Genomic DNA, 25,697 nt, shown 5'->3' on the forward strand with positions numbered 1-25,697 from the left:
GACTTACTTGGTTACCGGGGAACGTCGCCGCGGCGCAGACCTGCGTCGCGGCAGGGCACGGGGGATGGAGACCTCGCCGTGAGTCGATGTGTCACAAGGCTACCCGGATCGGGCACCGTTCCCTGCCATGGTCGGGCTGGGAACGCCTCGGACTTCGCCCAGGCATTCCCGCTGGTTCACCTGTGTGTTGCCGACGTATCACCGAAGGTACTCCCCGGGCTGCTAGTAGATCAGGCGGACCGGGTTGACGATGTCGGCGACCAGCAGCATCAGACTGAAGCCCACGAAGCAGGCGACCATGATGTAGGCCACGGGCATGAGCTGGGCCACATCGAAAGGTCCGGGGTCGGGGCGTTTGAAGATCCGGGCGGTCCAGCGGCGGACCGACTCCCACAGCGCGCCGACGATATGCCCGCCGTCCAGCGGCAGGATCGGCAGCATGTTGAAGGCGAAGAGGAACAGGTTGATCCCGGCCAGCAGGTTGATCAGCATCGCGACCCGGTCCAGGACGGGGGCGGGCATCGCGAGGATCTCGCCGCTGATGCGGGAGGCGCCGACCACGCCGACGGGGGAGTCGGGGGTGCGTTCCGCGCCGAGGAACGCCGCCGCGAACACGTCGGGGATCTTCGACGGCAGCGTGATGATCGCCTTGCCGACGGAGACCACGGTGTCACCGAAGAACGCAGCGGTCTCTGCGGCGCTGAGCGTCTGCCGCTGCTCTTGCGGCGCGAAACCGAGGAAGCCGGCGGTGACCGTCTCCGGGATCTGCCGTCCTTCCTCGTCGAGGATCGGATCGCCGTCGGCGTCCCGGCGGACGACCGTGTTGCCGTCCTCGTCCCGTTTCACCACCTGGTTTTCGATGAAGTCGGCGTGCAGGGTGATCTTCTCGCCGTCCCGGATCACGTCGACCGTGCCGGGACCGATGTGCGCGCGGATCGCGGACTGCACGGCCTCCCAGTCGGGGGTGGGCTGGCCGTTGACCGCGACGATCCGGTCGCCGACTTGCAGCCCGGCCGCGGCAGCGGGGGACGGGTCGGCGTCCTCCGGGCATTCGCTGGTCGCCGCGGTGGCGGGCACCACGCATTCGTGGACGGCGCCGACCACGGTGGTGGGCTGGTAGACGCCGATCCCCATGAGCAGGACCGCGAACAGGACCACGGCCAGGACGAGGTTCATGAACGGCCCGCCGAACATGACGATGAGCCGTTTCCACGGCGGCCGCTGGTAGAACTGCCGGTCTTCGTCGCCGGGTTCGACTTCCACGTAGGACGCTTCACGCGCGTCCTCGATCATGGCGCGCCACCGCGACATGGGCTTGTCGGGGTCGGCGGGCGCGGCGGGCGGGATCATCCCGACCATGCGCACGTATCCGCCGAGCGGGATCGCTTTGAGGCCGTACTCGGTGTCGCCGCGTTTGACCGACCACAGCGTTTTTCCGAAGCCGACCATGTACTGGGTGCAGCGGATACCGAACAGCTTGGCCGGTACCAGGTGTCCCAGCTCATGCCAGGCGATTGAGAACAGCAGGCCGAGGATCATGAGGACGATCCCCAGCACGGTCAGCAACGCCACCATGTACGTCTCCTCATCCCTGCCGGGAGATGAGCTCCTTGGCCCGTTGTCGGGCCCAGTCGTCGGCTTCGTAGACGTCTTCGAGCCGCGGCACAGTCCCTCGGCTCTCTCCCCGGTGTTCTGAGACTACCCGCGCCACGGTGTCCAGGATCGCCGGAAATGCCAGACGCCCGGCGAGGAAAGCGGCGACGGCCTCCTCGTTGGCGGCGTTGTACACGGCCGGCGCGGTCCCGCCCACAGATCCGACTTCGCAGGCCAGCCGCACGGCGGGGAACGCCTCGTGGTCGAGGGGTTCGAAGGTCCACTGGTGGGCCCGGGTCCAGTCGATGGCGGGAGCGGCTTCCGGGACCCGGTCCGGCCAGGCGATGCCGTAGGCGATGGGGATGCGCATGCTGGGCGGGCTCGCCTGGGCGATGGTGGAGCCGTCGACGTACTCCACCATCGAGTGGATGACCGACTGCGGGTGGACGACGACCTCGATCTGTTCGAAGGGGATGTCGAAGAGCAGGTGCGCTTCGATGACTTCCAGCCCTTTGTTGACCAGGGTCGCGGAGTTGATGGTGATGACCGGGCCCATGCGCCACGTGGGGTGGGCGAGCGCCTGCTCTGGGGTGACGTCGGCGAGCTCGGCGGAGGAGCGGCCGCGGAACGGTCCGCCGCTGGCGGTGATGACGAGGCGGCGCACGTGGTCGCGGCGGGCGGCGAGGTTGCCTTGCGCCAGGCTGGTGAGCTGGTCGGCGGGCAGGCGGGGGAAGCACTGGGCGATCGCGTAGTGCTCGGAGTCCACGGGCACGATCTGTCCGGGGACGGCGAGCTCCCGGACGAGCGGGCCGCCGATGATCAGCGATTCTTTGTTGGCAAGGGCGAGCAGCCGTCCGGCGCGCAGCGCAGCGAGGGTGGATTCCAGGCCGAGCGCCCCGGTGATGCCGTTGAGCACCACGTCGCAGTCCCAGGCGGCGAGCTCCGCGACTCCTTCGGGTCCGGCTAGGACTTTGGCGGCACTGCCCCGTGCGGAGAGCTTGTCGCGCAGTTCAGCGGCTTTGACGGCGTCGGCGACCGCGACGGCTTGGACGTCGAGGGCGCAGGCTTGGTCGGCGAGCAGGTCGAGGCGTCCGCCGCCAGCGGCGAGTCCGACCACGTCGAAGCGGTGGGGTTCTTGCCGGACCACCTCGATGGCTTGGGTGCCGATCGATCCGGTGGAGCCGAGGATGACGACTCTGCGTGGCATGCGGGCAGCCGGTGCGGGGGTCGGGTCGAACACCTCTTGGGGTGGAACAGCAGTGGTCACACCCCCATTGTGGCGTAGCGTCCGCTTCGTTTGTCCTGGATCGGCGGCTTCGAGGGCGCGGTACCGGTGAAGCCAGGAGACACGCAGCCCAGTGGCCTTCCCCACCAGGAAGAGTGAGTGCCTTCACAAGAAGGCCTTTACAAAAGACTTATCCCGGCTTTAACTTAACGACGAAGTAACTTACTTCACAGTAGCGGGGGCCTCCCCAAAGGCCCCCTACGGCCCACCCGGGATGCGACGGCAGGCGCGGCCGTCGGTATCTCCCGCTCATTCCGGAACGAGGTCTTATGAAACGACTGTCCGCAGTCATCAGCGTCACCCTTGCTGCGCTACTCAGCACAGCAGTACTGTCACCCCCCGCTCACGCTACTGTCGGGTCCACCACCCAGAAAGTCCGCATCCCCGTCGACGACGGGACGGAACTCAGCGCACTCGTCATCACCCCGACCGGCACCGAAGGCCCCCACCCCCTCCTCGTCATGCCTTCGGCCTGGTCCACGAACAAACTGCTCTACGTGGGCGCGGCCTGGAAACTCGCCCGCGAATCCGGCTACCAGGTGATCAGCTACACCTCCCGCGGCTTCCACGAATCCGGGGGCCGGATCGAAGTCGCCGGACCACGGGACGTCGCCGACGCCCGCGCCATCATCGACTGGGCGCTCGCCAACACCGACGCCGACCCGGACCGTATCGGCATGGCCGGCATCTCCTACGGCGCAGGCATCAGCCTGCTCACCGCCGCCGAAGACGCGCGGATCAAAGCCGTCGGCGCCATGAGCGGCTGGGCTGACCTCACCGCCTCCATCTACCCCAACGAAACCTTCAGCACCCAGGCCGTCGAACTCCTGCTCTCCTCCGCCCACCTGACCGGGCGGCCCGGCACCACCCTCCAGGAGATGGAGCAGGGCTACCGCCGAGGCGACGTGCAGCCCGCCCTGGACGCCGCCCCCGTGCGCTCCCCCGCGACCAAAGTCGACGCCATCAACGCGCACGGCACCGCGGTCATGATCGCGCACGCCTGGAACGACGGCATCTTCCCGCCCGGCCAGATCATCGACTTCTACAGCGCGCTGACCACCCCCAAGCGGCTGATGCTGGCCCCAGGCGACCACGCCACCCAAGAGGCGTTCGGCGCGTTCGGCCTGCCCAGCGAGACGTGGGAGTCGCTGAACCGCTGGTTCGACCACCACCTGCGCGGCATCGACAACGGCATCAACACCGAACCCCCCGTCCAGGTGAAGCCGAACAGCGGCAGCGGACCGTGGACCGGATACCCCGACTGGGAGTCGGTCTCCTCCGGGGAGCTCGTCTACCACCTGACCAAGCCCGCGGCCAGTTGGACCAACTGGCTCAGCACGGGCGGCCTCTCCCCCGACCCCGCCACCGGCTGGAACTACCAGATCCGCACCGCGCTGGGCACCACCGCCAACAGCGGAGCCCTCATGCTCAGCGGCGCAATCCAGCAGCTCGCCCAGATCCCCACCGGGGTGGCGCTGCCCCTGGTCAGCCGGGTCTACGCGGGGGTGTGGACCGGTCCGGCCCTCACCAACGTCACCGTCAGCGGCACCCCGCGCCTGCGGTTGACGGTCACCCCCAACCGGTCTGAGGCCAGCCTGTTCGTCTACCTGTACGCGGTGAACTCCTCGGGCACGGGAGCGCTCATCACGCACAAGCCCTACACCCTGCGCGGAGCCACCCCCGGCCAGGCGCAGACCGTGGAGATCGCCCTGGAACCCGTGGTATGGCGCGTCCCCTCCGGACACCGCCTCGCCCTCGTCATCGACGGCCAGGACCTGCGTTACGGCAGCGAGAACGGCGTGGGCAGCACCGTCACGGTGAGCTCCCCCGCCGGCGACCCGTCCTGGCTGCGCATTCCCACGGCCTAACGGCTGACCCCTGGACCACGGCCTCCCTCCGCGCCGGGGAGGCCGTGCCTTTTCCGCGGTTCGTCCCCGCACAGCCAGCAAATATAACTAAAAGAAGTCACTTGAACACGGAGAGTGTGGCATGCTTCGGGGACATGAACCGGTCAATCATGTATGCGTTCCTCGCCTCACTCACGCTTGTCGCAGCCGGGATAGCCCCCGCCTCGGCTGTTGAACCCTCCCACCCGGTCCCCCTGGACCCGGCCCCAGAGGTGGTGCACCAGTCCGCGGCGACCACCCCCGAGCAGCAGCGCGCCGTCGCGGCCTACTGGACCCCCGACCGCATGGCTGCCGCCCTCCCCCTTCCCTCCGCCCTCGACGACCTGCCCGTCTCCCTGTCCCTCCTCGGCGGCCGCCGCGCCTCCGACACCGACACCGACACCGACACGACTAGCCTGTCCGACTCCTCGGTCCGCCGCTGGACCGGGGGAGGCCTGGTCGCCGCCACCACCGGACGGGTGTACCTCACCTTGGACGGCGTGGACTACACCTGCACTGCCTCGGTGATCAACGCGCAGAACCGCGACACTGTCCTCACCGCAGGGCACTGCCTGAAGAACAAGACCGGCTCGTGGGCGGAGAACTGGATCTTCGTCCCCGGTTACGCGGACGGTCGCGCCCCCTACGGCCGGTACACCGCCCGCGACATGCTCGTCTCCCCCAAGTGGTCCCGGCAAGGGGACGACAGCTACGACTTCGGTTTCGTCGTCCTCAACACCGACCTTCGGGGACGGCACGTCGCCGACCGCACCGGGGCCCAGAAAGTCTCCTTCAGCGGACGCATCGCCCCCTACGTGCACGCCTTCGGCTACCCGTCGTCCCCGCCCTATTCGGGACGCCACCTGTACCACTGCGTGGGCGCCACCCACCCCGACCGGCAGGGCACCCTAGGCTCTGGCATGGACTGCGCCATGACCCAAGGCTCCAGCGGCGGACCGTGGTTCGCCGACTTCGACACCACCACCGGAACCGGAACCATCACCTCGCTGACCAGCTTCAAGTACACCGACAACGCCGCTGTCCAATACGGTCCCCGGCTCGGCGACGAAGCCCGGCGCGTCTACGAGGCCGCGCAGATCCTGTAACCGGACCACCGGCACCCGAGTGCCGGCTGCACACACCGCCCGGCGGGCCCACCCGCAGGGTCCGCCGGGCACACAGGCATGCCGCAGACCGTGCGGCTGCCGCCCACTCGCAGCACAGCCCCGCACCCACCACCCGTAGAGACAAGGGAAGGGCCGAGCCGGACGAGTAACGTGGAGGCGGCGTCCAGCCCGGCCCCGGCCGCCCGGGCACGCGTCGGGCGGCACCACCCGCAGCCCCGGAGCCGGGACCGGAAGACCAGCTCCGAGGCCGCGCTTCGCATGCGGGTTACAGCACCCCGGTGAGCACCATCACCCGTTCGTCGGTCAGGTCGTCCATCGCGGAACGCACCCCCTCCTTGCCGACCCCGGACTTCTTCACGCCGCCGTAGGGCATCTGGTCGGCGCGGTACGTGGGCACGTCACCGATGATGACCCCGCCCACCTTCAGCTCGCGGTGCGCCCGGAACGCCGTCGCCAGATCCCGGGTGAACACCCCCGCCTGCAAGCCGTACTTGCTGTTGTTGACCTCGGCGAACGCCTCATCCACGCCGCTGACCCGGCGCAGCACCATCACCGGGCCGAAGACCTCCTCGCACACCACCTTCGCGTCGTCGGGGACGTCCGCCAGCACGGTCGGAGCCATGGTCACCCCGTCCCGGGTGCCGCCGGTGAGAACCGTGGCCCCACCCGCCACCGCCTCGTTCACCCACTGCTCGACGCGGGCCGCGGCAGCCTCGTTGATGAGCGGCCCCACCTGGGTGGCCTCGTCGGCGGGGTCCCCGGTCACCAGCTCTTCGACCCGCTGGACCAGCTTCGCGGCGAACTCGTCGTAGACGGCGTCCTCCACGATGACCCGCTGCACGCCGATACAGACCTGGCCGGCCTGGTTGTTGCCGAACAGGGCGATCCGCCGGGCCGCCCAGTCCAAGTCGGCGTCGGCCAGCACCACGGCCGCAGCATTCCCACCCAGTTCGAGGGTGACGTGCTTGTTCGGGGCCATCTTGCGCAGCTCCCAGCCGAACTGGCCGCCGGTGAACGAGATAACCGGCAGCCGTTCGTCGGTGATGAGCGGCTGCGCCAGTTCGTTCGGCATCGGCAGCACGGAGAACGCCCCGGCCGGCAGATCGGTTTCAGCGAGGATCTCGCCGAGCACCAATGCAGAAAGAGGCGTCGCGGGAGCGGGCTTAACCACGATAGGCGCGCCCACCGCGATCGCCGGAGCGACCTTGTGCGCGACCAAGTTGAGGGGGAAATTGAACGGGGAGATTGCCAGCACTGCACCCTTGGGGACGCGGCGGATCAACGCGATCCGACCCTCCCCCGCACTGTCGGTGTCCAAGCGCTGCACCCGCCCGCTGTCGCGGCGGACCTCTTCTGCAGCCCAGGTGAACACGGAGACAGCCCGCCCCACCTCGGCACGCGCCCACAAGATCGGCTTCCCGCTCTCCGCAGTGATGAGCTGGGCGATCTCTTCGGAGCGCTCCTGGAGCCGCCGTGCCACGTGGGCGAGGGCCGTAGCGCGCACGTGGGCGGGGAGCGCCGCGGTGGCGTCGAGGGCACCGTGCGCGGCAGCCACAGCCTGGTCGACCTGTTCCGGGGAGGGGACGGCGACCGTTGCCACGGTCTGCCCCGTGTAGGGGTTGGTGACAGTGAGTTCGTTGTCGCCGGTAGTTGCTGACCCGGCCAGCCAGAACGGACGTTGAGACATGTCCGTGACGCTACTGCTTCGCAGTGTCGTCTTCCTCATCCATTCGGGCCCAACAACGCAGGCCTTCACTCCATCCTGGCGATTTCTGCACTGTTCCCGCGCCTTTCCCGCGGGCCTGTGCGAGTGTTGTGCACAGTTGTCTCCATTCGGTGGCGCAGCCGATGCCGGTCAGCCACTCTGGTGTCAGAGCGCGCGACGGTCCTCCCCCGCTGTTCCGCGTGTTCAGGGTAGGAATCCTTCTGCCCGAGCCTTGCATCAAGGAGACCGCGACGAGAACCGTTATTTGGAGATCACCGCTTGCCACTCGTTTACCGCACTCTTTTCACCGTTCCACCGCCGTGCGACGTCGTCGACCTGAGCCTCGACACGTTTTCGGCCTGGCTTGCGCAGAAGTCCGACGGCTGGACCCCGGACATGAGCCGGTCCGGGCACTACGTGGTGGACCACCGCTACACCGTGAAAGTCATCCGGCACGACAACCCCGACGAAAACCTGCGTTTTGTCCGGCTCAAAACCGAGTCCTTGCACGAGCGCAGCGGAACCGTCTGGCAGACCGTGCTGACTGCCGTGTCCGACCCGGGGCGCGAAGCCGATCGCACCGTCTGGATCGAGATGACCGCGACATCCCCCCGGGAGAGGATCGGTGTGGGCGGTGAAGGGGTCTTCGAAGTGGTCCGGCCCAAACTCGTGCGGTCGTTTCTGAACTCGGCACGGTGCTTCGACGGCGCGGCCATGCTCACCGAAACCCCGGTCATCGTCCGCGGCCGCGACGAGCAGGCCGTCGAGGCGCTGCTGACCGCGATCTGCGACAGCTCCCGCAGGCTCGCGCTGGTCGCCACCGGGGTCCCCGCAGACCTCACCGTCCTCACCTGGCAGAACGCGATAGGGCAAGTGCTCAAGTTCGCGTGCGGCATGTACTCCGGCTATGTGCTCGACCGGGCAGCCCAGCAGCGGGTGGCTGCCCGCCTCCCCAAAGACTTCAGCATCCCCATGGGCGGGGTCCGCACCTTCCTGCCCGGGGTGCAGTTGACCGACCTCACCGACCACCTGCGCCACCCCATGCTCAGCGCGCGCAGCATGGACGAGTCCCGCACCGGCAGGATGATCCGCGCCCGGGTCGGCAGAAAACTCATGCCCGCACTGCACACCACCGCACTGAACCTTGCGCTGCCTGACGCGCTGCTCCACGTGGACGCGCTGCTGGACGAGGAGGAAGCGGACCTTCCCGCCTCCCCTGTGGCGCCGCGCGTCTCCAAAGCGACTGTCGTCTACCGCACCGAGTCTGCGACCGCGGCACGCTCCCCCGCCCCCGACCCCACGGACGCGGAACGGGAACGCACCCTGGCGTTGGCCGCCGAACTGAAACGGCGCAATGCGCGCCTCGCCGAGCTGGAACGGGACTACGAGCAGTTGCGCTCCGAACTTAGGGAGACGGTGCGGGAACGCAACCAGTACCGGGAGCAGTTACGCAAAGCCCGCTACGAGAACACGTGGCTGCGCGACCAGCTCCGCAACTTCGGCCACTACGAGACGGCTGCCACCCACCCTCCGATCCCGCCGAGCGAAGTCCCGCCCGAGGACTTCGAAGAACTGTGGGAGCGGATGACCGATGAGACCTCCTTCCCCTATCTGCGGGTGACGATCGACGACGCGCTCGACGACATGCGGGAGCTCAGCGGCCACAAGAAAGAACGGCTGTGGGTGACGAAAGCGTGGGAGGCGCTGCGGGCCCTCAACGACTACGTGCGCTACCAGTTGACCCGCCCGGAGAACAGCAAACCGCTCCACGACTATCTGCGGGACCAGCCTGACGGCTTCTTCACCATCCCGGTGAAGCGGATGGCCGCCCACGAGAGCGACACCGTGCAGAACCGGGCGAAGTTCAGCGGCAAACGCATCTTCCGGGTGCCTACCGAAGTGCACCCGGACGGGGTGGTCCCCATGTTCGCGCACATCAAACTGGACACCGAGTACGGGGTCTGCCCGCGCCTGTACTACTACCCGGACTTGGGTCCCGGGCGGACCAACCGGATCTACATCGGGTATCTCGGCCGTCACCTGCCCGTGCACAGCACGAATTGACGGGAGCGTGCCGGGCCGGTCTTCGGGCCGCGGGACAGGCCGGTGGCCCGTGCCTGTTTTTGCTGCCGCCTCTCGTGGCGGGTCGACGCCCGCGGCCCGAAGACTGCATCGGCACGCGCTGCACTCTACTGCCCGCTGTCGGCGCCTGGCATGGCCGCCGCACCCGGAGAAAACCAGGTTAGGGGCCTGGATGCAACGGCGACTGTTCGGCCGCAGGCTCGTGTTCGGGGTCGCTGTCGGGTTCGGTCATCCGCATAGCGGGCGTGCTGCCCGCATCGAAGAGGCGGGCGAAGTCGGCGTCGGTGCCCGCGACCGCCTCGATCCGCCGATTGCGGGCCCGGCCTTCCACGGTGCTGTTGTCGGCGATCGGGTTGGCGGCGCCATGCCCGGCGGTGATGAAGGCGACCCCGTCGACCGGCATCATCTCTTGGAGGAATGCCGCGGCTTCTTCCGAGCGCTGCAAGGACACCTGCAGGTTGGCTTCCGGGGTGCCGGTGTCGTCCCCGTACCCGTCGATCCGCACCCAGGAGGCGTCGGCTGCGGCAGCTTCCTCCGCGAAGCGCTGCAGTTCCACGATCCCCTCGTAGGTGAGTTCGGTGCCGTTGTGGGAGAAGTGGACGACCGCGGTAATGGTGCGGGGCGGGTCTGCCTGGGGCTCGTGGTTCTCGTCTGCCTGCGCCCGGTGGTCTTCGGGGAGGGGTGCCGCGTCTTCCTGGGGCGGGGAGACGTCGGCGTCCGCGGTCCGCTCCTGCGGCTCCGCGGTGGTCGGGGGCGTTGCGGGGTTCGCGGACTCTTCTGGCGTGTCCACAGCAATCGTGTCTTGTTCAGGCGCTGCCGGCGGGAACAGGACGGCCGAGAACGCGAACAAGCCGAGGGCGAGGACACCGACAAGGGGGAGGGTGACGTAGCCGGACCACGGTCCTTTCCGTGGCTCTCGAGCCCAGCCCACGGTCCTCGTGTTCCGGACCGCTGCGATCCGCCATTGCCCATAGTGTCGTTCCGTCACGCGACTGAGAGTAGAAAACCCCAGTCCAGGACGGGATTCAGTGCAGGACAGCAAAGGGTTTCCCGACGCCTTTCCCAGGATGCAGAGCCGCGGTTTTCTCGCCATTTGCCCGGTTGGGCGCGGCAGGCGTGTCCGACTTCTCCGCTGAAAACTTCCCGCGAAATAAGTGACGCAGATCACTCTGCCTGTGGGGCGGGTAACGTCGCCACGAAGCGGGATACATCCGACCTGCCCGACGTCCTACCCTGGAGTGGTCATGGACAGCTCTTCCCCTTTCGCGACAGCTCACCCCCGCACCGTTCTCACCGAGCGGGAATGGCAGGAACGCGCCGCCCGGCATGCCGCGCGTGCCGAAGAGTTCATCCGCAGCGCCCAGCGCCCGGAGGCGCGGCCGGTGGAGAGCTTCCTGTTCACCTACTACAGCTACCGTCCCGCCCAATTGCGTCGCTGGCATCCCGGACCGGGAGTGGTGCTGCTCGGCGAGTCCGCGCGGAACGTGTTCCGCCGCTGGTACCGCACGACCACGGTCCCGGGGCCTTCCGGCGACCCGGTGACGGGTGTGGAGTTGGACGTCGCGGCTTTCCTCGCCGACCGGGGCAAAGCGGTGCGGTTCATCGCCGACCTGCTGTCCGCGGTTCGGGCGCGCAGCGCGAACTTCAGCTGTTTCGCCCTGCACGAGTGGGCGATGGTCTACCGGCAGTCCCCTGAGGAGCGGCGGCATGCGCTGCCGTTGCGGCTCGGTGCCGAGGGCACCGACCGGGTCGTGGAGTCGCATCGGATCCGCTGCTCGCATTTTGACGCGTTCCGGTTCTTCACGGCCGAGGCGCGTCCGCTCAACCAGTTGCAGCCCACCCGGGAAAGCCAGATCGCCCTCGACCAGCCGGGCTGCCTGCACGCCACCATGGACTGCTACAAGTGGGCGTACAAGCTCTCCCCCGCGGTCCCCGGCGAGCTGCTGTTGGACTGCTTCGCGTTGGCGCGGGACATCCGGGAGCTGGACATGCGCGCCTCCCCCTACGACCTGTCCGACCACGGGTATGCCCCGGTGTGCATTGAAACCCCGGAGGGCAAGGCGGAGTTCACCGCGGCGCAGCGGGAGTTCAGCGAACGCGGGCAGGTACTGCGGGACCGGCTTTTGGCTGTGATCGCGATGCTGGGGGTGGAGCGTTCCCCTGCGGCCGCGTCGTAGCGTTGCTCGCAGACCACGGGCAGCCTTCGTGTCCTGCGGAAACCCGTGAATCAACGTCAACTATTGACACGATCGCATTCCCTCCGTAACAATTCCTTTACGGAAAGCGCTTTCTTAACAGCGCGGTGTCCGTCAAGGTGGCTCCTCCACCGATCGAAGGCACGGCCCAAGCCGTGCCTTCCCTTCACGTCCTGCCGTCGTCACCGATATCCCCACGGCGGACCGCCCCGCGGCCGCCATCGGTGCCGGCAGCACACCCGACGAAAGGCTGCCTATGCGAGCGCACCCAGCGGCCGCTCCGGCTCGACGACCCCCGGAGCGCTGGCAGACGCCGCGACCACCGCGGTCCGCACCCTGGTAGTGAGCGCCCCAACGGCAGTGGGCGCCCTCCCCTCCGCCCTCGACACCCCCAGCAGCACTCCAAGCATCGTGCGCACCGGCGCCGGAAAGCTCTGACCTGAAGGGTTCCACGACCGGCGGGGACCTACCCCACGGGGTCCCCGCCCCTTCGTTTTTCAGAGTGCGACCGGCCTCACCGGCACCGCGACGACTGCGGGCTGAGCTCCCCGCGCCCCCAACCCGCGGGAATCCGTTCCAGCACGCCGCCGCGGAACACGTCATACAAGTCGAGGGACTCCAAGTGGACGTAGCCGATATGGCAGTCGCAACTGGCTGCCGGGCACGGGCGGGGACGGAGCCGCGCCACGAAAGACCCGTCGTACAAGTTGCCGAGTTCCGTGGGCAGGAAATGGCAGCGGCGCACCGTGCCGTCCCCGAACACGGAGACCACCGTGTTCCCTGTCCGGCACAGCCGCCCCCGACTGGGATGCGGATCCCGGCTGTAGGGGAACAGCGGATCAATCTCCTGCCAGGGTGCTGCCTCGGCATCCGTGTACGAGCGGCCTCCCACAGCATTCACCCACAGGTAGACGTCGTCCGGCAGGTCAGCGCGGAGGCGGCAGGCCGCAGCCAAATGCTCCGGCAGCCCGACAATGCCCACACTGAACCGCACCCCGAGCTCCCGCAACCGGAAGCATTTGGCGAGGAACCGCTCATACCGGGTCTGCGAGGGATGGAAAGTCGCCCACAACGCCGCGGTCTCCCGGTCGCATTCGGCCAACCATTCAACACGACAGCTCAAATTGGTCTGGATAGCGACCCGCTCCACATGCGGCAGGTGGCTGAGCCGCACCATCGCGGCGCGGTACCACGACCGGACAAGTCCTTCCCCCCACGGGGTGAACAGGACGGAGATACGTTTTCCCGGGCTTTGCGTAGCCTGGCTGGCCACCCAGTCCACGAACCGTTCCACGGCGGCACGGTCGGCGCGCAACTGCTCCGGGGTGTCGCGCCGCTTAGCGAACGGACAGTACGAGCAGTCGTAGTCGCAACTGGCCAGCGGCCCCCGATACAAGATGGTTATGTCGTGGGGAAGAGTCATCGCGCGTCGTACTCCGCCATCAGCCTGGTCACCCTGGGTGAGAAGAACAGCGGACCCACCGTGTCGGAGTAGGCGAGCCCTTCGTCGGTGAGCCGCACCACCCGGGAGGTTTCCGTCACCCAGCCACGCTGGGTCAAAACCGCGAACTCCGCGGGAAAGTCGGTGCGCGGATCAGAAGCGAACCGCGACCGGTACCAGTCAAGGTCGAGACCGTCGGCTTGCAGCAGCGACTGCAGCAGGTGGCGCCGCCGCCGCTCGTCCTCGTCAAGCCGGAACCCCACTTCGGCACAGTCGAACCTGCCCGGACCACGGGAAATGTAGTCGTCGAGGATCGCCCGCACCTGACGCACACCGACCGCGTAATCGAAGGAATAGTGCAGCCCGCGGGTGTAGGAGCGGGCCCCGCAGCCCAAACCGACCATGCCGTCAGTCTGACAGCAGTAGGCGGGCCCCGTCTCCGACGGCGCATCAACCCGCTCGAACATGCGCATCGACACCTGCCGATAGCCGCGCTCCAGCAGATAGTCGCGGCCCTGCTGGTAGAGGGTGCGGCGCTGGTCGTCCCACGCCCGGCCGCGCTTCCCCAACCCGGTCAGCGGGCGCACATACAGCGGGTACAGGTAGATCTCCTCCGGCCGGTACGCCACGGCAGCGTCCAGCGAATAGCGCCAACTGTCCGGGGTCTGCCCGGCAATGCCGTAGATGAGGTCGATGTTGAGCCGGGCGCGCGGGGCGTGGCTGCGGATCGCGGCAAGCGCCCGGTCCACGTCGGCGCGGCGCTGCGGCCGCCCCACCGCGTGCGCCTCGGCGTCCAGGAAACTCTGCACCCCGATACTGATCCGGCTGGCCCCGCGGGCCGCCACCACATCGAGACGCTCCGGGGTGGCGGTTGCCGGAGAAGTCTCCACCGACGTGGGAATGGCCGCCAAATCCACGCCAAGAACCCGGTCGGCCAGGTCGTAGAGCCGGTGGAGTTCGTCAGCGGTCAGATAGGTGGGAGTGCCGCCGCCGAAAGCAGCACGGGCGAACCGCGCTGTGCCGCCGAGCGCGTCCGCGACCGCCTCAGCCTGCCGGGCAAGCGCATCCAGGTAGGCAGTGACCTGCTCGGCAGGCGGTACCGCGCGGGTGAACAGGTTGCAGAACCCGCAGCGCACTTCACAGAACGGAATGTGGAAGTACAGGAACAGGGCATCGGTGGGCTCGTCCCGCCACACGTCGGCCAGCCGCGGGGCCGGGATGAGCGGACGGTAGGCGGTCTTGTGCGGATAGCCGTAGACGTAGGTGCGGTACGGCGTGTCCGCGGGGGGCGCGGCAACGGGATAGCTGTGCAGTGTGGTCACAGGGATGCCAGTCTTTCTGCGGTGTCGGATACGGGCAGGCCCGCCACGAGTCAGTGGCCGAGGACAAAGTGGGCGTAGGGGACCGTCCACACTGTTTCGTGGCCGATCCTGTGCCCGGTGTAACCGTCCTCGCCGTAGGCGGTGCCGTGGTCGGAGCAGATGATGGTGAAGCACGGGCGCCGGGACGCAGCCGCTTCGAACAGCGCGGGAATGTGCCGGTCGACGTATTCAAGGGCGGCGGCGTGGCTGGCAGGCGAGTCCCCGTCCTCCCGGGTCGCCCCAGGCAGGTAGAACCAGTTGGGCTGGTGGAGCGCGGCCACGTTCACCAGCAGAAACAGGGGCTGCTGCGCCGGGGTGGCCGCGATGATGCCGGTCGCGCACGCCACCTGGTGTTCAAAAGAGGCAGGCTCGGTCACCCCGAACGACGGCTCCCAGCGGCTTTCCGCGAACAGGTCCGGCAGGACTGAGCCGAGCGCGGAACGCCGGTTGAAGAACCCTGTGCCGCCCACGCACGCCGTGTGGTAGCCGACTTCAGCTAACGCGGTCGGCAGGTCCGGGGCCGTAAAAGTCCACGTGTACTCGTCTGTGGTGGCACTCCCGGGAAAAGCGGCAGCAAACAGTCGGGGATGCGGGCCAGGCGCGGCGGGGGTGGGCAGGAACCCGGCGAGCATGGCCAGGTGGGAGGCGTAGGTGAAACTCGCGGGGGCGTGCCGCCGCTCCCACCTCCCGTCGGGGAGCACGGCAGCGAGGTTCGGGGTGCGTCCCTCCCGGGCGAGACGGTCCGCCACGTCGTAGCGCAGCGTGTCCAAGGTGATCAGCAGGATGTCGTGGGTGCCGACCACGTCGTTCATGTTGGGGCGGGTGTCCATCGGCGGCTCCGTTAGAGAGGGGTCCAGGCAAGTCCGGTCTCGGTTGGGGCGTGTCGGGTCGAAGGCACGGCTCAGTCCGCGGCCACCACCGTTTCCTTTCCCGCGCTTCCACTGGACTGCTCCCGCACTGTCCGGGGCGGCAGCGGGGTGAACCGTCCGGTGCGCACAGCGTGCAACTGTTCGGCGTAGGTGTCGCGCCCTTCATGCAGGACCCCGGGGAGGAGGTCCCCGAACGCGTTGACCTCGCACACGACGCTGCGGTGCCAGCCGGGTGCCAGCAGCAGGTCGACACCGGCGTGCAGCGTGCGGGGAAAACACGCGGCAGCGGCCTCCGCGGTCTGCATCGCGGTGTGCCAGGCGGCTTCCCCCATCCGGGCGCGCAACGCGGCCAGGTCCCCGCGCGCGTTCCCCAAATGCAGGTTGGTCATGGGCGAGGTCGATGAGCGCACCACCACGTGGGTGGCGCGGCCCGCCACGACCAGCACCCGCAGGTCGATAGTGCGACCGTGGAGTCCCGCTTTCGGCAGCCAGCGTTCCACGTGCACCCCGTCAGCGCACAGCGTGTCGATGAGGGCCGCCACTTCGGCCTCATCGGTGTAGGTGCGGATACGCAGACTGTTGTAGAGCGCGACCCCGGTGCTGGCGTGCACCAGATCAGCGGAGGTGACCGCGTGGACCCGGTCGCGGTGCACGGTCAACGCCACCACCCCGGACGCGGAGGAGCCGTGCACGGGTTTGACGAACACCCGAGCCCAGCCGCGCTCCGCTAGCTGCGCGCGCAGGTCCGCGTAACTGGTGACTCGACGGTCCAAGGCAGGCGGAACCGGGACTCCGGCGGCACTCAAGCGGGCATGGCAGCGCCGTTTGTCGCACATGACGACAAGATCAGCGGGGTCTTGGAGCAGCCGGGCCCCGGGAGCAGCGCCCACAGCCGCGGCGAGCCGCTCTAGCGCAGAACACAAACCCGTGTGGAAGGCCGCGCTGCCTTCCACACGGTGGAGGTCCGGAGCACGGCTGAGTCCGCGGAGCAGCCGTGCTGTCTCAGCGTCTTCCCCGGGGGAGTCAACCCGGACCAGGGCCCCGGGCGGCACCCGCACCCGCCCGGCAGCTAATTCCGCCCAGGGCAGGACAACCGGGTCGGGAAGCCCGGCGGCGCGGGCCGCCTGGGTGAACAGGTGCAGCCTGCGACTGCCGGGGACAGCGACGACAGCAAGAGGAGAGACGTCCACTCGGCGACCTTACAAGCGGGCAGTGACCGCGATGCAGCCTCGGGTTCGGCGGCACAGTGGTCGACCTCGCGTCAAGACAGCTCCGCGGCATGCGGCCACGGGAAGCCTTGCAGTTTGCTGTGCATGAGACGAAGAGGTCGCAAACTCCCCTTCCCCGCTCGAGCACAACAGCGCTGTCGCATCAACGGTCGCGCTCACCACGGGTGAAGAGAATGGCCCAGCAGAGCTGGATGCGCTATACCCCGGTCAGAGGCATTGCCCTATCCGCTCCACGCAGAGCGTGGCAGCCACCGATAGTGCCCACACGAGGACCAGACCCACCCACGAGTCCTTTTCCGCTTTTGGGAAGTGAATGAAATCAGCGCCACCCGCTGGTAAACTCGCAGGTCGTTTAGTGTGCTCCCCGCGTATGCGGGGATGGTCCCATTTTCACTGCCAGTGCGTGCCGTTCCGGGGGGTGCTCCCCGCGCATGCGGGGATGGTCCTCTGGGTGGTCCCTCGGGTCACAGACAGGCTGCGTACTCCCCGCGCATGCGGGGACGACCCCCTGCATCAGCGCCCAAGGAATCTTCGATAGCGGCCCCGGGGAGGTGAGCTGCCCGGGGCCGGGAGCCTGTCTCTGCTGTTACGGCTACTCGGTGACAGACGGGTAGTAGTAGGTCTTCCCCTGGTACACCTCGGGTTTGCGGGCGTCGCTCAGCTCGAGGTCCACCCCGGCCAGGGCTGCACGCACCCGCTCCTGCATCCCCTCGGTGAGGAAGTGGTGGCGGATCACCAGCCGCTCCAAAGTCCGGAACGTGGGGGCGGTGGCGAGCACCTCGCCGCCCGCGTCGGTCAGCACATGATCCGACAGGTTGAGGACACGCACCCGTTCCAGGACGGGCGCCTCAGCGAGAGCACGCACCAAGTCGTCGCCCCACTCTGAGTTCCGCAATCCCAGGGAACGCAAAGAGGGGAACAGTTCCCCAGCGAGCAGCGGGGTCAGGTCGTCCAGGGTGGTGGTGCCGCCGTAGCCTTCCACCCCGAACCACAGTTCCAGGTGTTCCAGCGCGGGAAGCTCGGAAGCCAGAATCCCGGCGGTGGCCTGCCGCGGCAGTCCCCCCGTCTGCGCGGTGAGTTTGCGCAGCGACCGGTGTTGGGTGGCGGACAACCTCAGGCCGTTCCCGCCGCGCACCACGAGCTCCTCCATACCGGGGAAGGCGGCGAGCAGCGGCGCCAGGTCAGTCTGCTCAATCCAGGAGATTTCCGCTTCCTCCACGATGAATTCGCCGAAAAACAGGGAGCGCAGTGCGGGAAACCGGTCGGCGTGGGCGGTGAGCAGGTCGCGGGGCATGTCCCCCGCGATTTCGTAGCTTTCACCCCAGCAGCCGATGATCAGCGCGGTGACCTGTGTGGTGTCCACGCTGGAAATAAACCGGGTGAAGTGGTCTTCGAAAGTCTCGTCTGAGTCCGCGACGACGCGGAGCCGCCACGCCGCGGTGCCCGGCTGGGCGAGCGCCTCCGCGTAGATGTCCCCCGGCTCCCAGCGGTCGGGGACCGGCTGCTCGGCACGGCGGGCGCGCCATTGGGCGTCGAGGAGCTTCTGCTGTTCGATCGCGGGAGAGAGGAACTCCACGACGGGCAGCCCAGCAAAGTCGGTGAGGTGTTCGTAGAAGCTCATAGATCGTATTCCTGTCGATACCAGGCCAGGGCCGCCCTTAGTGAAGCAGCGAACACCGACGAATAGCGGGATGCCACGCCCACGAACACGGCAGTTGTCTGCGTGCATGGCTGTGCGGGGCGCGCGTGGTGCGGTTTCGGCTGCGGCGTAATGTGCGGGGTGAAAGGCTCGGGCAGTGCGCGGTATCGCAGGAGCACCGAAGGGCTTCGTACGACGTCTCCTTCTTCTGGGCTGCTGTGCGGGGGAAGAGGGGACTGTGGGTCAAGAGTGCGGCCGGTGGGCGACGACCCCGTCGAAGAATCCCCAGGCGAGCGAGTGGTGCTGGTCGATCACGAATCCTTGGTCCCGGGCGACGTCTACGGGGCGGCGGCGGGGTGCGGTGCCGCGCCGTCGGGCTCGCAGCGGTTCGATCCAGCGCATCGGTGCGCGCGTGTATTCGACGTGGTCGAGGAGGAGCAGTCGGCCGCCGGTGCGGAGGACGCGGCGCATTTCGTTGAGTGCGGCGGCCTGCCCGGGGATTTCGCACAAGGCGAGGAAGCACACGACCGTGTCGAAGTCGGCCTCGGAGAACGGCAGGTGGCGGGCGTCCCCTTCGTGCAGTTCGACGGGGAAGCTGGCCCGGCTGGCTGCGGTGCGGGCTTGGCTCAGCATGCCGGGGCTCAGGTCGATGCCGACCACCTCGGTCACGTCGGCGGAATAGTGGGCAAGGTTGCGGCCGGTTCCTACGGCCACGTCGAGGACCCGGCCGGATGCTTGAGCGCACAGCCGCTGCCGGGTGTCTTTGAGGATCTTCCGTTCCAGCCACGCCCCGTCGTCGTATCTGGGGGCCCTGCGGTCCCAGATCTGTCGGGTGTGGGCGACGGCGCGATCTTGGCGTTCCTTGCTGATCTGTGTGTTCATTGTTCGCCCTGCGGTTGGTAGACCCGTAGTTGACCTCTGCCCCCAGTGTGAAAGTTAATGTCAACATGAAGTCAAGCTCCGTGGAATTGTCTATCGGGGAGCTCGCCGCTCGGTTCGGGCTTGCCCCGCACGTGCTGCGCCACTGGGAGTCGATAGGGCTGCTGCGCCCCGCGCGCCGAGTCAACGGGCGCCGCCGCTACACCGCCGAGCATGTAGGGCTGGTCGCGTTGATCTTGCGCGGCAAGGACGCCGGGTTCAGCTTGGAACAGATGCGGGATTTGCTCGTCGCGCCGGACGGGGAGACGCGGCGCGCACTGTTGACCGACCATTTGGCTGCGCTTGACGCCAAGATCGCCCAGTTGCAGCGGGCTCGGGCCTTGGTGGAGCACACGTTGAAGTGCACTGCTGACGACTTCCTCACCTGCCCTGATCTGCACGCGCTTCTCGACGAGCTGGTGGCGGAATCGTTGGCGGTGCCGGATCCAGCGCAGCGCAGCGGGTCTTCCTGTCTGGCCAGGCAGGAACCGTAGGTGCAGCCTTGCAAAGGGCTAGCCGCTGACGGCCGCGTGGGCTGTCAGCATGGTCGTGGCTCGGGACGCCATGGTTGTGGAGTGGGAGGCCGCGCGGTCCCATTCGCCATGGGGATGGGATCCGAACGGAACCGCGCGGGGTCTGCTGGATCAGCCGGGGAAGACCACGTCGCTGCAGGCGTAGAACGTCCGGTCGTCGTGGCTGGCCTTCCAGTTCATGGAGACGATGTGGCGTCCCGGGCGTCCGGGGCGTGCACGTCGATGTCGATGGACACTCCGTTGAGGGGGTACTGGTTGTCGGGTCGGTCTTCACCGGCGGTGAGGACTCCGGTGTCGGCGACGAGTTCCAGGTCGGACCGGAGCGGGTCGGTGACCGGGTTGTAGTCCTGTGTGGTGGCGTCGATGCGGATGTCGTCGGCTCCGTGGTGGGCTCGGTCGTGGACGGTGGAGTGGTGGTTGACTTCGGTGGCGTGCCCTTCACCGGGGACGTCCATGGCGGCGTAGCGGCTGTTTCCGGTGCGGCCCGCGCTGCACAGTTGCCTGTCGGGATTGCCGCCTGGTGGTTGTCTGCGAGGTGCTCCCCGGTATCACCCGTTCCAGTTCCCCTGGCGGTGGTGTCGGCTTGCCATGCTTGCCAGCACACGGGGTCTTCACTGTTCCCAGCAGCTGTAGGGGCGGGAGAGCGGGTTGATGGTGGGGCCGTGGGCGGACGCGGTGCCGACCGTGAGGGTGGAGAGCAGCGGTGCGGCTGTTGCGGCTACGACGAGCGCGCACTGCCCGAGACGGCGACGTGCTGCGGAACGCACGGGACCTCCTCCGAAGTGGGGTTTCGGTGGTGTGCTCCCGGTCGGATGGCAGGCCCGAAAACTCTGAGCAATCAATACATAACGGTACGGAAATCCCTTTTCCGCACACTTCTCTCGGTCCAACGCGCCGTTTCCTCGAAATCCGCCCAGTTCAGGACGGGATTCTTCAGAGTTCTCGTTTCCTAGGCCCGTAGTGTTCCGTCCTCCGGGAAAACGTGTTTTCCTGGGTGTTGCGGTTCTCTCCGGACGGACTCCCCTGTCGGGAAAATTTTTCCTCGACAGTCCTCCCCCAGCCTTTCACCCACGTCAGTCCCAAGAGGCCACGAGGAGACAACAGCCGTTCCATGGCGTTTTTTCGAACCATTAATTATGGTCAGTGCTCGATGTCTGACCGCGCCGGGCTTCTCACCAGATCACCGAATCCGCCGTGTCCGGCACGGAAGGCGCAGCGTCCCGCACCCTTTCCCTTCTCACGCACTAGGGGGCATTCTTTCCATTTCCCACGCAATACTCCCTGTTTCGGACGCGCCGAAAAACGCTGTTCTCCTGACAGAAAAGGAGTGGAATGGGCGAGGAGAACGTTTCGTTCGGGGCTGAACTCCGCCGGCTGCGCACGGAAGCCGGATGGAGCCTCGCGGACCTCGCGGAAGCAGTGCACTACAGCAAAAGCCACCTGTCCAAAGTGGAGACGGGCCGCAAATCCCCCTCCGCTGACCTAGCCCGTGCCTGCGACACCGCGCTCGGCGCCGAAGGCCGCCTTGCTGCGCTGGTCCGCGGACGTCGGCCCACCACCCGATCCGGTGCCTCGGGGCCGCCGCTGCCCGCCGCAGGCCCTCCCCTGTCGCCGCCCCACGCGTTCGCCCTCGGAGCGGGGGCACTGCTCGGTTTAGGGCCTTCCGGTAAAGAACCGCCCGCTTTCCTGGGGTCCGCGGACGTGCTCACCGCGTTCCGCTCGATGTTCGACCAGGCTCGGGTCCTCGGCCAGCGCACCGGCCCCACCCTGGTCCTGCCGACCGTGGCCGCGCAAGCCCACGCACTCACCCGGCTGGCCCGTGGCGCCAAACCGAAACTAGCGGTTCCCGCGCTCCTCCTCGCTTCCCGGTTCGCCGAATACGGCGGCTGGCTTGCCCAAGAAGCAGGCAACAGCCACGGCGCCCTGTGGTGGACCAAACACGCCGTGGACCTTGCTGCCCAGGCCGGGGACCAGGAAATGCGGGCCCAGGCTCTGATCCGCCGGGCCTGTGTAGCCATGTACGCCCACGACGGCCTGCACACCGTCGCCTTGGCCCAGCAGGCGTACGCGATCGCTCCCTCGCCCCGGCTCCGCGCTATGGCAAGCGAACGCGAAGCCCAAGGACACGCCCTGACCGGCGACTACGACCAATGCCGCCGTGCCCTGGACCGGGCCGAGAAGGAAGCAGCGCACGAGACCGCGGAACCGTCAGACCGTCCCCTTCTGGGGAGTTCGACAGTGCCGAACCGGCTCGCTGTCGTCACGGGATGGTGCATGTACGATCTCGGCCGCCCTGCTAAGGCGGCCGAGATCCTTGACCGGGAGCTTTCCGCGATCCCCCACACCGCGGTGCGCGCCCGGGTCCGGTTCGGGATGCGGCGTGCGCTCGCGCACGCCGCCGCAGGCAACCTGGAACGCGCCTGCACCCTCGCACACGGCCTGTTGGAGAAGTTCGCCGCCGTGGACTCCGCGACCGTCGCCCACGACGTCCGCCAACTCGCGCGCACCCTCTCCCGCTGGCACAACGACCCGGCAGTCCGGAACCTCAACCCCCGGCTGGTCCTGGCGCTGCGTCGGGCCCCGGTGTGAACGGTGAGGCGCCGTTGAGCCGAGACGGCTCGGACATGCTCACCGTTTCCTGGGGGTCCGAGCCGTCCCTTTTCTCGGCAACCGGCTCGTCCCAGTCCTGTTCCGGAAGAAGGTAGCGCTCCCGCAAATACCGCGCGGTGTCTTCGTGCCCCTGCCATTCGAGCAGGTTCGCGAGCCGGTCCGCGAACACGTGGCGTCCTTCCGGCAGGCTGTCGACGAGCGCGCACGCCTGCTGGTAGGAGATCGATCCGGTGACCGCATCCGGCCGGTCCGCACGGTCCTGCCAGTCCGAGCCGATCCACCACGGGGAGAACGCTGCCTCTTCACGTCCGGAGATCGTCTCCGACATGCGGCTGAAAGCCTCCACCAGCCGGGCGGCCTCCCGCAGTTCCTCTGGTCGAGGACGTGCCTTGCTGTCCCGGGCCAGCCACCACAGCAAGGCCTGTGCGGGGGAGGAGAGCGTCGTCCCGAGAGCATCCCGCCGGACCTGCTCCACCTCCTGCTCCCGCTCCCATATCCGCAAGTCCTTGCGGAACGAGGAGAGCCGCTGCAGCCGCTGAATGTCCTCTTCCACCAGTGTCAAGACGACGTTGTTCGCCCACACGGTCAACCCTGTGGCGGCGTCAACCACGGGTTCCCCGAGGACAGCAGCGAGCCGGTATTGGGCGATCGTGTGCTCTTCCGGACGGTAGTCCCTAGTGAGCTCCCGAGCACGTTCCAGGAGCGCGAGCGCCGCCACCTGGGCGGGGTTCCCGTGCTGCCCGGTCGGCGTGCCCTGGTAGCGCACGTTCGCGGAGAAACGGAACAAATACCCTTCTTCCGCGCTGGGCAGTTCCACCCCTACCACTTCAGCGCTCTGGATCAGCGCGACAGGGGGCTCTGGGACGCTGGGCTGCGGGATTTCAGCGAGTCCACGGCGGAGGAACCCCTCACCCAGGAAAAACCCCAGGCCCAGCGCTGCGCCTACCAGCAGCACGAGGACCCACCACAGGCCGGGGTAGAGAATCAGCACCCAGAGGAACGTTCCCACCCCAACCGCGCCAAGGATGGCCTTGGCCTTTTTCTTCTCCTCGAAGAATTTCACGCCTCTTCCTCCTGCCCCGGCCGCTGCCGCCACGCTTCGTGGAGTTCATCGATCCGTCGGGTGACCAACCTGGCAGCGCGCACCCGCCGCGCTCTCTCCGCGGAACCGCCGTGCTGCGTGCCCATGGCCCACCGCAGCGCCGCCGCGTAGAGCACCACCCCCTGCCCGGCGCGTTCCGCTGCCTCGACAAGGAGATCCACCAAGGATGACGCCGCCCCCGTGGCGAGCGCCCAACGGTAGGCGTACTGGACGAGCACGGTCTCCTGCGCACAAACCGTGGCCAACGCCTGCACTAGGACGGGACGCACCTGCGGATCGTCGACAAGGGACGCTCCGGGTTCCGTGGCGGCGAGCCGCTCCAACAGCTCCACATCGGTGGCCCTGTACCGCTGGCTCAGCGCGTCGGCGATCCGCAGCATCAGCCTGAGGCACAACTGCGGCTGCTCCACCAGCGCAAGCAGCGCCTCCGTCGCCTCTTCCTGCACCTTCCTCGCGGTGTGACGGGTCAACTGGTGGAGGCGGACCATCGCCTCATCCGGCCAGGCGTCCGCGATGACCTGGGCGGACACGGTGACGAGCACTCGGGCAAGGCGAGGGGACAGATTGTGGTTGCGCGCCCAGAGAAGGACCTGGCGACGCACCTTGCGGGAAAAGCCATCGTGGGCTAGGGCTTCGCTCAGGGCATAGGCGATCTGGGCGGAAAGATCGAGTCTTCCCCGAGCCCAGTGGGTGATGTAGACGAACAGCTCTTCAATCCGGCCGACCCGCAGCATCTCGCGGGTGAAGTGCGCAACAGCCTGGTCCCGGTCGCGGCCAGTCAGCCCGCGCAGCCGCACACACTGGTCGATCCAGACGCACAGGTCCCTGCCCAGCTCGGGATAGTTGTCCCAGAACCAGTTGCGGACCGCGGCAGCGTAGCCCACCCGTCCGAACCGGACACTGTGGTCTGGCTCCAGCCGTGCCTCAATGTCCTTCAGACGGGAGGTGAACGTGGGACGTTGGAGCCGCGGCTCTTCGGGCTCCGGTGTCTTCACCTGCTCCGCGAGCATCCCGGCGGCCGCAGCCACCACATTGGAGCGGGCCCCTTCGAACATGGCGACCGTCAACAGCAGTGCCCGCTGCCAACTGTCCAGTCCCTCGACTTGTTTTTCGACCTCGGCCCCGTACGCGGTGAGGGCGTCCAATGCCTGGGCGAGCCATTCCGCTGGTCCTGCCTCGGGGGCGCTGCGGCGTCCCTCCCCAGCGATCCGGACCAGCTCAGCGATCTCCCCCATCCGCGCCTTGGGGATCCAGGCTTTGATCTGGTCGGGGAACTCGCCTTCCCAGGCGATGCCTTGTGCTGCGAGGTGGCGCCGCAGCACCTGTTCCCCATCGGGGCGGCCGAGCGGGACGATCAGGTCCCGGAACTCGTCGCGCAGCTCGATCCGCTGGTCCGGGTCGATGACGACGACCAGGTAGGAGTCGTGTGCGCGTACCGCGTTCCGGTAGCCCTCCAGCACCGCCTGGGCTGGAGCGAGCAGCTCCCGGTTGGGGCCGGACAGGTCGAGCAGGAGCTGTTCCCCGCGGCTCAACCGCTCCGGGAGGAGCATGCCGGTCGGCCCGTCCCCCACGTCATAGTCGTCCTCGGGAAGCTCCCGTAGCCGGATCTCACCACCGCCGGCTGTAGCGAGCAGGATTTTCGCCGCGGTCGTCCGTCCGCTCCCTGCTTCCCCCGTGATGATCACCGTCCGCCGTTCGGCGAGCATTTGCAGGGCGTCCCGGTAGCCGTCAGGGGCGAAGAAACATTTCCGGAGGTGTGCTACCTGGTCTTCACCGACGAGAAGGGGGACGCGGTGGTGGAGCCGGCCTCGGTCGTCGATCGTGAACGCGGCGCTGGACAGGTAGATGTGCTGGTCCCCGTCCCCGGTGTGGATGAGTCCGTAAACGGTTCCCAGCTCCGTGTGGGAGCGGGGCGTGTCCGGAAGGTCGCGGTCTTCTTCACGGGGAGTGTCAGCGGCGGGAGGGGTGTGGACGGGGGCCGCTGAATCCCCGTCCACACTGTCTCCCCCCGTGGCAGCAGGCTCGTCGAGGACTGCGTCGGGCTCGTCTACCGCGGGAGGAGCGGGCGGTTCGTCCCACTCGCTCCTCCCGCTTCTCCCCCCATCCAGTGGAAGTTCCACAG

General features: G+C 67.9%; 19 protein-coding genes and 1 pseudogene. 6 read left to right on the forward strand and 14 right to left on the reverse strand.

Annotated features, from left to right (window positions below; translation table 11 throughout):
* Window positions 1-222: 222 nt before the first annotated feature.
* A complete protein-coding gene (locus CW348_RS05840; RefSeq protein ID WP_011291195.1) occupies window positions 223-1,575 on the reverse strand; it encodes an RIP metalloprotease in 1,353 nt (450 codons plus the stop codon).
* 10 nt (window positions 1,576-1,585) lie between these two features.
* The gene (gene dxr, locus CW348_RS05845; protein ID WP_011291194.1) at window positions 1,586-2,800 is read right to left on the reverse strand and encodes a 1-deoxy-D-xylulose-5-phosphate reductoisomerase; all 1,215 of its coding nucleotides are present in this window, start codon (window positions 2,798-2,800) and stop codon (window positions 1,586-1,588) included.
* A 347-nt stretch (window positions 2,801-3,147) separates the two neighbouring features.
* Here dxr and CW348_RS05850 point away from each other — a divergent pair, with 347 nt between their 5' ends.
* Together CW348_RS05850 and CW348_RS05855 are read left to right on the forward strand one after the other, a co-directional pair.
* Window positions 3,148-4,746, forward strand: a complete 1,599-nt coding sequence (locus CW348_RS05850; RefSeq protein ID WP_104612545.1) for a CocE/NonD family hydrolase — start codon at window positions 3,148-3,150, stop codon at window positions 4,744-4,746.
* A gap of 134 nt (window positions 4,747-4,880) precedes the next feature.
* A complete protein-coding gene (locus CW348_RS05855) occupies window positions 4,881-5,870 on the forward strand; it encodes a serine protease (protein ID WP_104612544.1) in 990 nt (329 codons plus the stop codon).
* Window positions 5,871-6,156: 286 nt separating this feature from the next.
* Here CW348_RS05855 and CW348_RS05860 read toward each other — a convergent pair whose 3' ends face one another.
* Entirely contained in the window at window positions 6,157-7,578 is a 1,422-nt protein-coding gene (locus CW348_RS05860; RefSeq protein WP_016188319.1) for an aldehyde dehydrogenase family protein, read from the reverse strand.
* Between the two features lie 297 nt (window positions 7,579-7,875).
* Between CW348_RS05860 and CW348_RS05865 the strand changes: the two genes are divergently transcribed.
* Window positions 7,876-9,660: a hypothetical protein gene (locus tag CW348_RS05865; protein ID WP_104612543.1), complete on the forward strand. Its 1,785-nt coding sequence runs from the start codon at window positions 7,876-7,878 to the stop codon at window positions 9,658-9,660.
* 178 nt (window positions 9,661-9,838) lie between these two features.
* On the opposite strand, the gene CW348_RS05870 is transcribed toward CW348_RS05865, so the two are convergent.
* A complete protein-coding gene (locus CW348_RS05870; protein ID WP_193742810.1) occupies window positions 9,839-10,666 on the reverse strand; it encodes an OmpA family protein in 828 nt (275 codons plus the stop codon).
* Between the two features lie 256 nt (window positions 10,667-10,922).
* On the opposite strand from CW348_RS05870, the gene CW348_RS05875 reads away from it, so the two are divergent.
* Entirely contained in the window at window positions 10,923-11,855 is a 933-nt protein-coding gene (locus CW348_RS05875; RefSeq protein WP_011291188.1) for a hypothetical protein, read from the forward strand.
* Between the two features lie 532 nt (window positions 11,856-12,387).
* On the opposite strand, the gene CW348_RS05880 is transcribed toward CW348_RS05875, so the two are convergent.
* From CW348_RS05880 to CW348_RS05905, 6 genes are all read right to left on the reverse strand, one after another.
* Window positions 12,388-13,296, reverse strand: coding sequence for an STM4011 family radical SAM protein (locus CW348_RS05880; protein ID WP_011291187.1), 909 nt, complete (start codon window positions 13,294-13,296; stop codon window positions 12,388-12,390).
* Complete coding sequence (locus tag CW348_RS05885) at window positions 13,293-14,636, reverse strand: STM4012 family radical SAM protein (RefSeq protein ID WP_104612542.1); 1,344 nt, start codon at window positions 14,634-14,636, stop codon at window positions 13,293-13,295. Before CW348_RS05885 ends, CW348_RS05880 begins: the two co-directional genes overlap by 4 nt.
* Before the next feature lie 50 nt (window positions 14,637-14,686).
* Window positions 14,687-15,505 carry an STM4013/SEN3800 family hydrolase gene (locus tag CW348_RS05890; RefSeq protein ID WP_011291185.1) on the reverse strand — a complete coding sequence of 273 codons (819 nt, stop codon included), beginning with the start codon at window positions 15,503-15,505 and terminating at the stop codon, window positions 14,687-14,689.
* A 71-nt stretch (window positions 15,506-15,576) separates the two neighbouring features.
* Window positions 15,577-16,734, reverse strand: coding sequence for an STM4014 family protein (locus CW348_RS05895; protein WP_011291184.1), 1,158 nt, complete (start codon window positions 16,732-16,734; stop codon window positions 15,577-15,579).
* Window positions 16,735-17,365: 631 nt separating this feature from the next.
* Window positions 17,366-18,394 (reverse strand): STM4015 family protein, encoded by a 1,029-nt coding sequence (locus CW348_RS05900; RefSeq protein ID WP_011291183.1) that lies wholly within the window; start codon window positions 18,392-18,394, stop codon window positions 17,366-17,368.
* Between the two features lie 261 nt (window positions 18,395-18,655).
* Complete coding sequence (locus CW348_RS05905; protein ID WP_104612541.1) at window positions 18,656-19,294, reverse strand: class I SAM-dependent methyltransferase; 639 nt, start codon at window positions 19,292-19,294, stop codon at window positions 18,656-18,658.
* Between the two features lie 65 nt (window positions 19,295-19,359).
* On the opposite strand from CW348_RS05905, the gene CW348_RS05910 reads away from it, so the two are divergent.
* Complete coding sequence (locus CW348_RS05910; protein WP_016188314.1) at window positions 19,360-19,824, forward strand: MerR family transcriptional regulator; 465 nt, start codon at window positions 19,360-19,362, stop codon at window positions 19,822-19,824.
* Window positions 19,825-19,974: 150 nt separating this feature from the next.
* On the opposite strand, the pseudogene CW348_RS05915 reads toward CW348_RS05910, so the two are convergent.
* Both CW348_RS05915 and CW348_RS05920 read right to left on the reverse strand, forming a co-directional pair.
* Window positions 19,975-20,360, reverse strand: a pseudogene (locus tag CW348_RS05915) (lytic polysaccharide monooxygenase).
* A 114-nt stretch (window positions 20,361-20,474) separates the two neighbouring features.
* Window positions 20,475-20,630, reverse strand: coding sequence for a hypothetical protein (locus CW348_RS05920; RefSeq protein ID WP_016188313.1), 156 nt, complete (start codon window positions 20,628-20,630; stop codon window positions 20,475-20,477).
* Between the two features lie 565 nt (window positions 20,631-21,195).
* Between CW348_RS05920 and CW348_RS05925 the strand changes: the two genes are divergently transcribed.
* A complete protein-coding gene (locus CW348_RS05925; RefSeq protein WP_104612540.1) occupies window positions 21,196-22,452 on the forward strand; it encodes a helix-turn-helix domain-containing protein in 1,257 nt (418 codons plus the stop codon).
* Here CW348_RS05925 and CW348_RS05930 read toward each other — a convergent pair.
* Window positions 22,409-23,536: a hypothetical protein gene (locus CW348_RS05930; RefSeq protein WP_104612539.1), complete on the reverse strand. Its 1,128-nt coding sequence runs from the start codon at window positions 23,534-23,536 to the stop codon at window positions 22,409-22,411. The genes CW348_RS05925 and CW348_RS05930 overlap by 44 nt on opposite strands.
* A complete protein-coding gene (locus CW348_RS05935; protein WP_156482481.1) occupies window positions 23,533-25,695 on the reverse strand; it encodes a hypothetical protein in 2,163 nt (720 codons plus the stop codon). Before CW348_RS05935 ends, CW348_RS05930 begins: the two co-directional genes overlap by 4 nt.
* Between the last annotated feature and the right edge of the window lie 2 nt (window positions 25,696-25,697).

This window comes from Thermobifida sp. (genome assembly GCF_017577275.1).
Taxonomy (GTDB): domain Bacteria; phylum Actinomycetota; class Actinomycetes; order Streptosporangiales; family Streptosporangiaceae; genus Thermobifida; species Thermobifida fusca.